This window comes from Hydrogenophaga sp., from assembly GCF_011390835.1.
Lineage (GTDB): Bacteria > Pseudomonadota > Gammaproteobacteria > Burkholderiales > Burkholderiaceae_C > Hydrogenophaga.
The window spans coordinates 94,439-107,339 of record NZ_JAABRQ010000003.1 but is presented as its reverse complement, the minus strand read 5'-3'; the positions used below and the strand labels follow the sequence as shown (position 1 = coordinate 107,339).

Genomic DNA, 12,901 nt, shown 5'->3' with positions numbered 1-12,901 from the left:
CACCCCATCAGGCCGAAGATTTCAAAAATCCATCGAAGATGAATGCTTTTGAAATCAAATTAGCCGATTTTCGTTGGAGAAACCATGGATTTGAGAAAACTGAAGACGCTGATCGACCTCGTCTCGGAATCGAACGTGTCCGAGCTGGAGATCACCGAGGCTGAAGGCAAGGTGCGCATCGTCAAGAGCATGCCGTCCGCAGCTGCCGGGCCGGTGACCTATGCTTTGGCGCCCACCGCTGCGCCGGCGGTGCCAGTCGCTGCCGAGGTGGCGCCGGTCGCGGCCGCGGTGGCCGAGCCCGCAGCGCCCTCGGGCCACATTGTGAAGTCGCCCATGGTGGGCACCTTCTACCGCGCGTCCAGCCCGGGCGCCAAGCCCTTTGTGGAGATCGGCGACACGATCAAGGAAGGCGAGACCATCTGCATCGTCGAGGCCATGAAGATCCTCAACGAAATCGAAACCGACAAGACCGGCACCGTGACGCAAATCCTGGTCGAGAATGGGCAGGCTGTGGAGTATGGTCAGCCGCTGTACGTGATCGAATAAGGACCGGCGACGCATGTTCAAAAAAATCCTGATTGCGAACCGGGGTGAGATCGCCTTGCGCGTGCAGCGCGCTTGCCGCGAAATGGGCATCAAGGCGGTCATGGTGTATTCAGAAGCCGACCGGGATGCCAAGTACATCCGCCTGGCTGATGAAGCGGTGTGCATCGGTCCGGCGCCTTCGGGCCTGAGTTACCTGAGCATGCCTGCCATCATCTCGGCTGCCGAGGTGACCGACGCCGAAGCCATCCACCCCGGCTACGGTTTCCTGAGCGAAAACGCCGACTTCGCCGAGCGGGTGGAGAAAAGCGGCTTCACCTTCATCGGCCCCACGCCCGAGTCCATCCGCCTGATGGGCGACAAGGTGTCGGCCAAGCAGGCCATGATCCGCGCTGGTGTGCCGTGCGTGCCAGGCTCTGAGGGTGCCTTGCCAGCTGATGCGGCGGTGATCAAGCGCACCGCCAAAGCGGTGGGCTACCCTGTCATCATCAAGGCCGCTGGCGGCGGTGGCGGTCGGGGCATGCGCGTTGTGCACACCGAGGCGGCGCTGCTGCACGCGGTGCAGACCACCAAGGCAGAAGCGGGGGCGGCGTTTGGCAACCCCGAGGTCTACATGGAGAAGTTTCTCCAGAACCCGCGCCACATCGAGATTCAGGTGATGGCCGACACCCACCGCAACGCCGTGTACCTGGGCGAACGCGACTGCTCCATGCAGCGACGCCACCAGAAGGTGATTGAAGAAGCGCCGGCGCCAGGCATCCCGCGCCGCCTGATCGAGAAGATCGGCGACCGTTGCGCAGCCGCCTGCAAGAAAATTGGCTACCGCGGCGCGGGCACCTTCGAGTTCCTGTTCGAAAACGGTGAGTTCTACTTCATCGAAATGAACACGCGGGTGCAGGTCGAACACCCGGTGACCGAGTGGATCACCGGCGTGGACATCGTGCGCACCCAGATCGCGGTGGCGGCGGGTGAAAAACTGCCCTTCACCCAGCGCCAGGTGCAGCTGCGCGGTCACGCCATCGAGTGCCGCATCAACGCCGAAGACGCGTACAAGTTCACCCCGTCGCCGGGCCGTATCACCGCCTGGCACACGCCAGGGGGGCCAGGCGTTCGCGTGGACTCTCACGCTTACGCCAACTACGTTGTACCACCCAACTACGACTCCATGATCGGCAAGATCATCGTGCACGGCGACACTCGGGAGCAGGCCCTCGCGCGCATGCGCACGGCGCTGGCCGAGACCGTGATCGAAGGCATCAAGACCAACATCCCGCTGCACCGCGAGCTGATGGTGGACGCCAGCTTCGTGGCCGGTGGCACCAACATCCACTACCTGGAAGAGTGGTTGTCGCAGCGCGAGCGCTAGCAGGGCGCTCCCCAGCGGGTAACACCTGCGACCTGGCAAAGCCAGTTCCGCGGTGTTCTAGAACAACTACTCTTCACTTGTCCATGGCTTCTCTGTTTGAACTGATCCTGAAGGTGCCCGAGGCCGCCGTTGAGGCGGTCTGCGATTCTCTGGAAGCACTGGATGCTCAGAGCGTCACGGTCGAAGACGCGGACGCCATGACGGCTGCCGAGCAGGCGCTGTTTGGCGAGCCGGACATGCCGCCGCCCAAGGCGGGCTGGAACCAGTCGCGTGTGGTGGCGCTGTTCGCTTTGGAGGCCGGCGCGAGGGAAGCGGCCGGCTTGCTGCAGGCGCAGGACTTTTTTGAGGGATGTGTGGTGCTGGGCGTGCAGCCGGTGCCCGAGCAGGACTGGGTGCGGCTGACCCAGTCGCAATTTGCTCCGGTGGAGATCAACCCCACGTTCTGGATCGTGCCCTCCTGGCACGAGCCGCCTGCAGTGGCTCGAGAGGTGATCCGGCTTGACCCGGGCCTGGCTTTCGGCACCGGCACCCACTCCACCACCCGCATGTGCCTGCGCTGGACGGCGCAGCGCGCCTGGGCTGGGCAGCGGGTGCTCGACTACGGCTGCGGGTCGGGCATTCTGGCTATCGGCGCAGCGCGTTTTGGCGCGACGGACATCGTGGCGGTGGACATCGACCCCGCAGCCGTGGAGTCGACCCGGCTCAATGCGCAGGCCAATCAGGTCAAGTTGCAGGCGGGCCTGCCCGATCTGGCCAAGGGCGAGTTTGATTTGGTGCTGGCCAACATCCTCGCCACACCGCTCAAGGTGCTGGCGCCGCTGCTATGCGCCCATGTGGCGCCTGGTGGCCATCTTGTGCTGGCGGGCATTTTGTCGCGCCAGGCCGGTGAGCTGACCGAGGCGTTTGCGCCCTGGGTTCGGCTGGCGGTCAGCGACGAAGAAGACGGCTGGGTGCTGATGACCGCGCAGCGCGATTGAGGTACCCATCTCAGGCGAGGCGGCCCGCGAGACGGGTCCGCTGCCTGCAATAATCGGGGCATGAGTCTCACCACCCGCTGTCCGGCCTGCGCGACGACTTTCCGAGTCGTTCCCGACCAGCTGAAACTCTCCGATGGCTGGGTGCGCTGCGGCCATTGCGCGGACGTGTTCGACGCCACACGCTACCTGGAGACCTGGACGCCGCAGGAGCCACAGACCGTTGCCGTAGACGCTGGTCGCTCGGATGAGATGTTGGAGCAGTCCAACGACCCTTTCGTCAGTTCGAATTCGGATACCGGCGATGGGCATGCTCCACTCGCCGCGGCGATCGAGTCATTCGATCCAGTTGCGCCCCCTTCATGGCAGCCGCCTGTGTATGAGGCTGATGTGGGGTTGGGCAACATGCCCATTGCCAACCATCCCGAGGATGTGCCCGAGGCAGGACCACAGGCGCAACAACCCCCAGATCCAGATCCTGCCGCAGTGGCTGACGTGCCAGCGTCAACCATGTTTTCGGTGGCCGAGGCCGACCCTCCGGCAGACGCGGAGCTGCCTGCTGAGCAGCAGGGCTTTACGCCGACCGACGTGGCGCCGCTGGACGATGGGCAGCGAGAGGACCTGGCTTCACCCCCTGAGCCGGATAACAGAGACGAGCTCGATCGCCTGTTGGATCGGGTCCTTAATGAGGAGGCGCCCCTGGAGCCGGAAGATGCGGCGCCGGATGCGCCGTGGCCCGAGGCTTTACCTACACCGGTGGCACCGTCTGACCGAAATGTTGTTTCGACGAGCGCCAGCGAGCCGACGCCGCTGGCCAAGGCAGAAGGTGAGGACACCGCCGACTTCCATGCCGACCTGAAGCGCTACGCGGCCAGCCTCAAGAAGCCTGAGCTGGCAGAGGAACCTGGTACCAAGGTAGCGTCGTCCAAGCCGGCGGCGGCGCCCGAGCTCGAGCCGGTTCGCTTCACCGACGATGACGACGACCTGGCCGACGGCGCCGGCTTGCCTGCCGTCGATGAACCGGAGTTTGTTCGGCAGGCCCGCCGGCGCGCGTTCTGGCAGTCACCGGCCATGCGCGGGGTGCTGTTGATGGTGGCGCTGCTGCTCGCGGCCGCACTTGCCGGACAGTGGGCGCTGCATGAGCGCGATCGCCTCGCTGCGGTGCAGCCTGAGCTCAAGCCCTGGCTGGTCCGTTTGTGCGAACCACTGGGCTGCGAGGTCCAGCCGGTGCGCGACATCGATGCCATCGTGATCGACAGTTCGACGCTGGTGCGCCGGCTGGGCAATTTTTATTCGTTTGACTTGGTACTCAAGAACACCTCGTCCTTCGCCCTGGCAGTGCCCGCACTTGAGCTCAGCCTCACCGACACCGGCGACACCGTGATCTCGCGCCGTGTGTTCCTGCCCGAGGAGCTGCCCGGTGTGCCGACGCTGCTGCCTGCCCAGGGCAGCGTGCCGGTGAGCCTGCGCCTGTCGCTGGCGGTGGGCGACCAGCTGCCAATGGCGGGCTACCGCGCGCTCATTTTTTATCCCTGACCCTGGAAACCTCATGCCCATTCTTGTCTGCGGCTCGCTCGCGTTCGACACCATCATGACCTTTGAAGGTCGTTTTGCCGAGCAAATCCTGCCCAGCCAGCTACACATCCTCAACGTGTCGTTTCTGGTGCCTGCGCTTCGGCGCGAATATGGCGGCTGCGCCGGCAACATCGCCTACGGGCTGCGTCAGCTCGGCAGCGAAGCGGTGCCGCTGGCCACGCTGGGCAACGACGGCCAGGACTACCTGGAGCGCCTGCAGGCGATGGGTGTGGACACCCGCCATGTGGCCACCACCCCCGAGAGCTACACCGCGCAGGCCATGATCATGACCGACCGCGACAACAACCAGATCACGGCGTTCCACCCTGGCGCCATGTCCCATGCGCACGACAATGCCGTGCCGGCGCGCAGCGACATCCGCCTGGCCATCATCTCTCCCGATGGCCGCGATGCCATGCTGAGCCACGCCGAGCAGTTGCACGCGGCGGGCATTCCATTTGTGTTCGATCCCGGTCAGGGCCTGCCCATGTTCAGCGGCCCCGAGCTGGCGCACTTCGTTTCGCTGGCGACCTGGGTCACGGTCAACGACTACGAAGGGCGTATGTTGTGCGACCGCACCGGACTTTCGCTCGAAGCACTGTCTGGCAAGGTGCAGGGATTGGTGGTGACCCTGGGCGAGCAAGGCTGCGAGGTGTGGGAATCCGGCCAGCGCACACTGGTCCCGGGCGTTCCCGCCACCGAGGTGGTCGACCCCACCGGCTGTGGTGACGCTTTCCGCGCTGCCTTGCTGCATGGACTGGCGCAGGGCTGGGACCTGGGTCGTTGTGTGTCGCTGGGCAACCGCATGGGCGCGGTCAAGATCGCGAGCCGGGGCGGTCAGAATTACCGGTTTGATCAGTCGGCTTGAAGCCCTGACCACTTGGGCACTCGACGCCCATAAAAAAACCCGGTGTTTTCACACCGGGCTCTTCAAGTCATCTCAAGACGACTTCAGGGCTTGCTGGACGTTGGAAACGGCCAGGCAGCCTGAGGGTTCAGCTTGGTTTGAGCTGCAGGTGCCGCAGGGGCTGCCGGCTTCTTGGCCGGCTCAGCTTTTTTTGCTGAGGCTGCCTTTTTCGGAGCAGCTTTCTTCACCGCCGCCTTTTTGGCAGGGGCCACTTTTTTGGCTGCGGCCTTTTTCGGTGCCGCTTTCTTAGGCGCAGCCTTTTTCGCAGCAACCTTCTTCGGCGCGGCTTTCTTGGCGGCCACTTTCTTCGGCGCAGCCTTCTTCACGACCTTCTTCACAGCCTTCTTGGCGGCGACGGCTTTCTTGACGACAGCCTTCTTCGCGGTCGCGGCCTTCTTTACCACGGCCTTTTTCGCCGGTGCTGCTTTCTTCACAGCCTTCTTGACCGCCGCCACTTTCTTGACGACAGCCTTCTTGACTGCCGCGACCTTCTTAGCGGCCGGTTTCTTCGCAGCCGCTGCCTTCTTCACAGCGGGTTTCTTTTTGGCCGCAGGGGCCTTTTTTGCCGGGGCTTTTTTAGCCGGGGCTTTTTTCGCAGTTGCCATTGTTTTCTCCTTGATCAAGTTGCAAAGAGCACTTCAACCGATCTTGACGCCGGTGAAGTGATTCAGCCACCTGGGGTCGCGGGAATGCATCCCCGAAAGACCCCAGAGGGTTGAATCCTGTGACAAAACCCCGAGCGCAACGCCAAAGCGTTGTGAACGGGGCTCTGGTTGTCTGAAAAACATGTGAGAAATGGATGCAGCCCCGGTGCGTTGTCGTCAGTCCCAGGACAGGGCTCCGCCCGTCTGGTACTCGATAACGCGGGTTTCGAAGAAATTGCGTTCCTTCTTGAGGTCGATCATCTCGCTCATCCAGGGGAACGGATTCTCTTCATTCGGGAACATCGGCTCCAGGCCGATTTGCGTCGCGCGGCGGTTGGCGATGTAGCGCAGGTAGCCTTTGAACATGGAGGCGTTCATACCGAGCACGCCGCGCGGCATGGTGTCTTCGGCATAGCGGTACTCCAGCTCGACCGCCTTCATGAACAAGGCCTTGATCTCGTTCTTGAACTCAGCCGTCCACAGCATCGGATTCTCCATCTTGATCGCGTTAATCAGGTCGATGCCGAAATTGCAGTGCATGGACTCGTCGCGCAGGATGTACTGGTACTGCTCGGCGGCACCGGTCATCTTGTTCTGGCGACCCAGCGCCAGGATCTGCGTGAAGCCGACGTAGAAGAACAGACCTTCCATCAAGCACGCAAAGACGATCAGGCTCTTGAGCAGGGTCTGGTCGGTTTCATGGGTGCCGGTGTGGAAGTTCGGATCGCTGATGGCTTCAATGAACGGGATCAGGAACGTGTCCTTGTCGCGGATGGACTGGACCTCGTTGTAGGCGTTGAAGATCTCGGACTCGTCCAGACCAAGCGACTCCACAATGTACTGGTAGGCGTGGGTGTGAATCGCTTCTTCGAACGCCTGACGCAGCAGGAACTGGCGGCACTCGGGCGCGGTGATGTGGCGGTAGGTGCCCAGCACGATGTTGTTGGCGGCCAGCGAATCGGCGGTGACGAAAAAGCCAAGGTTTCGCTTGACGATGCGGCGCTCGTCTTCGGTCAGGCCGTTAGGGTCTTTCCACAGCGCGATGTCGCGGCTCATGTTCACTTCCTGCGGCATCCAGTGATTGGCGCAGGTGGCGAGGTACTTCTCCCACGCCCACTTGTACTTGAACGGCACCAACTGGTTGACGTCGGTCTGGCCGTTGATGATGCGCTTGTCTGCCGCATTGACGCGCTTGGCTGCAGGAGTTTCGCTGCTGCGTGCTGCAGAGGGCGTTGGCGTCGGGGACACTGAGGCTTGCGAACCCGACATCGCGGGTGGCAGTGGCATGGTGGCAGGCTTCGGAGAGTGAGTAACTTGCTCGTCCCAGGTCAGCATAGAAGTATCCAATTCAAATGATTATCGAAGCGTCCGCACGAATTGCAAAGAACTCATGCGGGTGACGCGTGTTTTTTGTTGCGATGTCGCATCGATTGCGCGACGGTTGCGCACAGCGACACACACATCACGTGCTGGTTGTTCACTGGCAGGCTTCGCAGCCTGGATCGTCGATGGCACAAAACTTCACGTCGGTGGCTGGCTCGGCACTCATCGTTGCAGCGCTGGCTGCAGACGTGTCGCTGTGGATCGCCACGGCATTGAGTTGACCGGTGCGGCCCGTGGATTTTTCTGCTTGCGTGGCCGATGAAGTGCGCAGGTAGTAGGTGGTCTTCAGACCGCGCAACCAGGCCAGCTTGTAGGTGTCATCGAGCTTCTTACCCGACGCGCCCGCCATGTAGATGTTCAGGCTTTGCGCCTGATCGATCCACTTCTGGCGGCGTGCGGCGGCTTCCACCAGCCACAGCGGCTCGATCTCGAACGCGGTGGCATACAAGGCCTTGATGTTTTGCGGCACGCGATCGATTGGGCGCAAGGAGCCGTCGAAGTGCTTGAGGTCCATCACCATCACGTCGTCCCACAGGCCCAGTCGCTTCAGGTCCTTCACCAGGTAGCTGTTGATCACGGTGAATTCGCCCGACAGGTTGGACTTCACCGACAGGTTGCCGAAACAAGGCTCGATGGAGGCGTCCACGCCAATGATGTTGGAGATGGTAGCGGTCGGCGCGATGGCCACACAGTTGGAATTGCGCATGCCGTCGGCGGCGATCTTCTTGCGCAGCGCTTCCCAGTCCAGGCTGCTGGAGCGGTCCACGTCCACATAACCGCCGCGCTCGCGCGCCAGCAGGTCCAGTGTGTCACAGGGCAGGATGCCCTGGTCCCACAGCGAGCCCTTGTAACTGGCGTAGCGGCCGCGCTCGCGGGCGAGTTCGGTCGAAGCCCAGTACGCGTAGTAGCAGACAGCTTCCATCGAGCGGTCGGCGAACTCCACCGCCTCGTTCGAGGCGTAGGCAATGCGCTGGGCGTACAGCGCATCCTGGAAACCCATGATGCCCATGCCCACCGGGCGGTGACGCATGTTGGAGTCGCGAGCTTTCTTCACCGCGTAGTAGTTGATGTCGATCACGTTGTCGAGCATGCGCATCGCGGTCTTGATCGTGACCTGCAGCTTGTCGTGGTCAAGCACCTGGGTGCCGTCGGCGTCGGCCTTCAGGTGCTGCAACAGGTTGATGGAGCCCAGGTTGCACACCGCGGTCTCGGTGTCGCTGGTGTTGAGCGTGATCTCGGTGCAGAGGTTGGAGCTGTGCACCACGCCCACGTGTTGTTGCGGGCTGCGCACGTTGCAGGCGTCCTTGAAGGTGATCCAGGGGTGGCCTGTTTCAAACAGCATCGAGAGCATCTTGCGCCACAGGTCGCTGGCAGGCACCTTGCGGTAAGGCTTGATTTCGCCGCGCGCGGCCTTTTCTTCGTAGGCCACATAGGCCTTCTCGAAATCGGCACCAAAGAGGTCGTGCAGGTCGGGCACGTTGTTGGGTGAGAACAGGCTCCACTCGCCTTTTTCCATAACGCGCTTCATGAACAGGTCGGGAATCCAGTTCGCGGTGTTCATGTCGTGGGTGCGGCGGCGGTCGTCGCCGGTGTTTTTGCGCAGCTCCAGGAATTCTTCGATGTCCAGGTGCCAGCTCTCCAGGTAGGTGCACACCGCGCCCTTGCGTTTACCGCCCTGGTTGACCGCCACCGCAGTGTCGTTCACCACCTTGAGGAAAGGCACGACGCCCTGAGATTCGCCGTTGGTGCCCTTTATGTGGGCGCCGAGTGCGCGCACGCGTGTCCAGTCGTTACCCAGGCCGCCGGCGAATTTGGACAGCAGCGCGTTTTCCTTGATTGACTCGTAGATGCCGTCAAGATCGTCGGGCACGGTGGTCAGGTAGCAGCTGGAGAGCTGTGAGCGCAGCGTACCGGCGTTGAACAGCGTGGGTGTGGAAGACATGAAGTCGAACGAGGAAAGCACCTCATAGAACTCGATGGCGCGGGCTTCGCGATCCACTTCATTGAGCGAGAGGCCCATGGCCACGCGCATGAAGAAGGCCTGGGGCAGTTCAATGCGGCTCTTGCGCACGTGCAGAAAATACCGGTCATACAGGGTTTGGAGGCCGAGGTAGTCAAATTGCAGATCGCGCTCGGGCTTGAGCGCAGCGCCCAGGCGGGCCAGATCGAATTGCTGCAACTTTTCATCGAGCAACTCGTTCTGCACACCCTTCTTGATGAACTGAGGGAAGTAGTCGACGTAGCGCGCGCCCATTTCGGTGGCGGGCACTTCTTCTCCCAGCACCTCTTTCACGATGGTGTGCAGCAATAGGCGGGCGGTAGCGTAGGTGTAGTCGGGGTCTTTTTCGATCAGGGTGCGGGCGGCGAGGATGGAGGCCTTGTAGACCTCCTCCATCGGCACGCCGTCGTACAGGTTACGCTTGGTCTCGGCCACGATGGGGTCGGCCTTGACATCGGCGCCCAGGCCCACGCAGGCGGCTTCGATCAGGCTCTGCAGGCGAGCCAGGTCGAGTGGCACGCGTTCGCCACCATCTATCACATGCAGCGCCGCTTCAGCCGGCTGCACAGCCTTGACTTGGTGAGCGCGCTCCTGGCTGCGCCGCTCGCGGTAGAGCACATAAGCGCGAGCCACTTCGTGGTGTTCGCCGCGCATCAGGCCCAGCTCCACATGGTCCTGGACATCTTCGATGTGGAAGGTACCGCCACCAGGGCGCGAGCGCATCAGGGCACGCACCACGGCTTGCGTGAGTTCGTCCACCGTTTCGCGCACGCTGGCCGATGCCGCACCCTGGGTGCCGTGCACCGCAAGGAACGCCTTCATCAGCGCGACTGCGATCTTGCTGGGCTCGAACGACACCACCGCACCATTGCGTCGGATGATCTGGTACTGAGCAAACACCGCGCTGGAAGCGGCCAGGGAAGAGGCAGCGGGTGCGCCCTGGGGCTGGGCCTTGGGGGCGGTGGCGGCGTGGGGCGTGGCAGCGATTTGCATGTTTCCTCTTTCGTTTGTTGTGGTGTGGCGGTGGGCGTTGCGTGGCGCTGGGTCAGCTGCTGGCGAAGGCTGCCGCAGGGTTCAAACAGGAGGCCCGGGGGTGTGACCGCTGTGCAGGGCAGCTCTCAATGGACACTTGGCGCAAAACGCAGTACACACTATATCTGGTGTGCGGAGTCGGTTCAAGCCACTACAGGTAGTGTTTGTGGAAAAACATCCGTTGGGTGCGAGATTCGCGTTTTGCCATGCGGGCCGCGTTCGGCGGCTCGTCGCGTGGTGGACGGTGCGTGCATCGGCGCGCAGTGACCAGCGATGCTGATCCACGGAAAACAGCGCCAGTACAGACGCGACGTTCGAGCGGATTTGTCGGTGTGGCCCGCAAGAACACTGGGATGCGGGCGGGCGCTGGCGGTTGCGATGCAGCAAGCGCTCAGGCCAGCTGGGGGGGCAGCCCTTCGCCGGGCTGGGGAAAATACGGATCGGGCCAGCCGAGCCGTTGTTGTAAAGCTGTCCAATCGAATCCCGCGCCAGGGTCTAGCTTGCGACCGGGCGCGATGTGTTCGTGACCCGCAATCGAGGTGATCGGATAGCGGCCAGTCAGGTGCTGGCAAAGTGTCGAAAGCGTGATGTATTGCACGGTTTCGAAGCGCTCGCCCTCGAGCCCTTCGAGTTCGACCCCCACCGAATGGTCGTTGCAGTTGGACCGCCCGCGCCAGCACGACGCGCCTGCGTGCCAGGCGCGCGCATCGGCGTCGACGAACTGCACCAGCTCGCCATCGCGCCGGATGAAAAAGTGCGACGAGACCTCCATGCCGCGGATCTGCGCGAAGTAGGGGTGTGCGTCCCAGTCCAGCCGGTTGGTGAACAGCTGCTCCACCTCCGGCCCGCCGTAGATGCCTGGCGGCAAACTGATGGAGTGCACGACGATCAGGTCGATCGCGACGCCTGCTGGGCGCGGCCCGCAGTTGGGGGAGGGGCTGTGTCGGGCCGAGGCCAGCCAACCGCCGGTCCAACCCGTGGCGCTCGTGGCGTCAGCCGGCATCGCCATCGTCGAACGCGGGGTCGGACGGCATCGTGATGCCGAGTCGCTGGATGCGGTAGCGCATCTGCCGCAGGTTCAGCCCGAGGCGGGCGGCCGCAGCGGTGCGGTTGAAGTCTGCCTCTTTCAAGGCCTTGAGCAGCACCTGGCGCTCCTGGTCGTCAAGGTAAGCCTGCAAGTCACCGGGGATGCTGTGGCCGGCTTCGGCGACGGAGGCATCGGGAGCCTCTCGGGTCAGCATCTCCACCTGGGGCAAAGTATCGCCGTCGTCTAGCGCACCAAAATCGTCGGGCTCCAGCGAAGGCCCCTGGCTCATCGCCAAAGCGCGTTGCAGCAGGTTTTCAAGTTCGCGTACATTGCCCGCCAGCTCGCGCGCCTGCAGCCACTGCAACGCCGCAGGGGAAACCGTGGGCACGGGCGCACCGGATTCGTCGCAGAGGCGTCGCAGCAGGGTTTCGATCAGGACGGGCAGGTCCTCGCGGCGCTCCCGCAGCGCGGGCGTGCGCAGCTCGATCACGTTCAGGCGGTAAAACAGGTCCTGGCGAAAATCGCCGCTCGCTACCAGTGCCGCGAGATCGCGGTGGGTGGCGCTGACGAGGCGCACATCCACCGCGTCCTCCTGCACGCCACCCAGCGCCCGCACCCGCCGCTCCTGGATCACGCGTAGCAGCTTGGCCTGCATGGCCAGCGGCAGGTCACCGATCTCGTCGAGAAAAAGCGTGCCGCCCTGGGCGGCCTGGAAATAGCCTTCGCGGTCTTGACTTGCGCCGGTGAACGCGCCCTTGCGTGCACCGAAAAACTCCGACTCGATCAGGTTTTCAGGAATGGCGCCGCAGTTGACTGCCACGAACGGGCCGCTGGCGCGGTGGCTGCACTCGTGCACCGCCCGTGCCACCAGTTCCTTGCCGGTACCGGACTCGCCCAGGATGAGCACCGGCGCCATGCTGGTGGCCACTTTTTCGATGCGCTCCTTGATCTGCACCACACTGGGTGCCGTCCCGACGATGCGCGCCAGTGATCGAACGCCGCCGGCTGGCGGAGGCGCCGTGCGCGCAGCGCTGCTCTGCGGGCTGCGAGGCGCGTCGGGCAGCTGGCGCTGGCTGGTTTGAGCAGCACTCACCGCGGCGCGCAGCTGTTTGAGGTCGACCGGCTTGGTGAGGTAGTCGAAGGCGCCGGACTTGAGTGACTCCACCGCGTTTTCGGCCGAGCCATAGGCGGTGATGACGATGCATTTTTCCGGGCGCTGTTTTGCATTGAGCTCACGCAGCAGCTCCAGGCCCAAACCGTCGGGCAGGCGCATGTCGGTGATCAGCACGTCAAAGCGCTGTTGCGCCAGGCATTCGCGTGCCTGCGCCAGGTCGCCGGCGGCGACCACCTGATGACCTTCGCGCAGCAGGGTGAGTTCGTACAGGGTGCGCAGGTCGGGTTCGTCGTCGACAACCAGCACCGAGGCGGGGGCATTCACAGACATGCGGATC

General features: G+C 63.2%; 10 protein-coding genes. 5 read left to right on the top strand and 5 right to left on the bottom strand.

Translation table 11 applies throughout. The features are described 5' to 3' along the window. The first annotated feature begins 84 nt into the window (after nt 1–84). The 5 genes from accB to GPT34_RS03460 all read left to right on the top strand — a co-directional run bounded on the left by accB (nt 85) and on the right by GPT34_RS03460 (nt 5,326). Entirely contained in the window at nt 85–546 is a 462-nt protein-coding gene (accB, locus tag GPT34_RS03480) for an acetyl-CoA carboxylase biotin carboxyl carrier protein (protein WP_291009719.1), read from the top strand. 13 nt (nt 547–559) lie between these two features. Next, nucleotides 560–1,909, top strand: coding sequence for an acetyl-CoA carboxylase biotin carboxylase subunit (gene accC, locus GPT34_RS03475; protein ID WP_291009717.1), 1,350 nt, complete (start codon nt 560–562; stop codon nt 1,907–1,909). A 92-nt stretch (nt 1,910–2,001) separates the two neighbouring features. Further along, entirely contained in the window at nt 2,002–2,886 is an 885-nt protein-coding gene (gene prmA / locus GPT34_RS03470) for a 50S ribosomal protein L11 methyltransferase (RefSeq protein WP_291009903.1), read from the top strand. A 60-nt stretch (nt 2,887–2,946) separates the two neighbouring features. Then, nucleotides 2,947–4,419, top strand: coding sequence for a DUF3426 domain-containing protein (locus GPT34_RS03465; protein ID WP_291009715.1), 1,473 nt, complete (start codon nt 2,947–2,949; stop codon nt 4,417–4,419). A 13-nt stretch (nt 4,420–4,432) separates the two neighbouring features. After that, a complete protein-coding gene (locus GPT34_RS03460; protein ID WP_291009713.1) occupies nt 4,433–5,326 on the top strand; it encodes a carbohydrate kinase family protein in 894 nt (297 codons plus the stop codon). 83 nt (nt 5,327–5,409) lie between these two features. Here GPT34_RS03460 and GPT34_RS03455 read toward each other — a convergent pair whose 3' ends face one another. The 5 genes from GPT34_RS03455 to GPT34_RS03435 form a co-directional block, all read right to left on the bottom strand. Then, entirely contained in the window at nt 5,410–5,970 is a 561-nt protein-coding gene (locus GPT34_RS03455) for a histone H1-like DNA-binding protein (RefSeq protein ID WP_291009711.1), read from the bottom strand. A 216-nt stretch (nt 5,971–6,186) separates the two neighbouring features. Next, complete coding sequence (locus GPT34_RS03450; RefSeq protein WP_291009709.1) at nt 6,187–7,344, bottom strand: ribonucleotide-diphosphate reductase subunit beta; 1,158 nt, start codon at nt 7,342–7,344, stop codon at nt 6,187–6,189. 142 nt (nt 7,345–7,486) lie between these two features. Then, the gene (locus tag GPT34_RS03445) at nt 7,487–10,384 is read right to left on the bottom strand and encodes a ribonucleoside-diphosphate reductase subunit alpha (protein WP_291009707.1); all 2,898 of its coding nucleotides are present in this window, start codon (nt 10,382–10,384) and stop codon (nt 7,487–7,489) included. Between the two features lie 430 nt (nt 10,385–10,814). Then, nucleotides 10,815–11,432 (bottom strand): 1,6-anhydro-N-acetylmuramyl-L-alanine amidase AmpD, encoded by a 618-nt coding sequence (gene ampD / locus GPT34_RS03440; protein WP_291009705.1) that lies wholly within the window; start codon nt 11,430–11,432, stop codon nt 10,815–10,817. Next, a complete protein-coding gene (locus GPT34_RS03435) occupies nt 11,416–12,894 on the bottom strand; it encodes a sigma-54 dependent transcriptional regulator (RefSeq protein WP_291009704.1) in 1,479 nt (492 codons plus the stop codon). Before GPT34_RS03435 ends, ampD begins: the two co-directional genes overlap by 17 nt. Between the last annotated feature and the right edge of the window lie 7 nt (nt 12,895–12,901).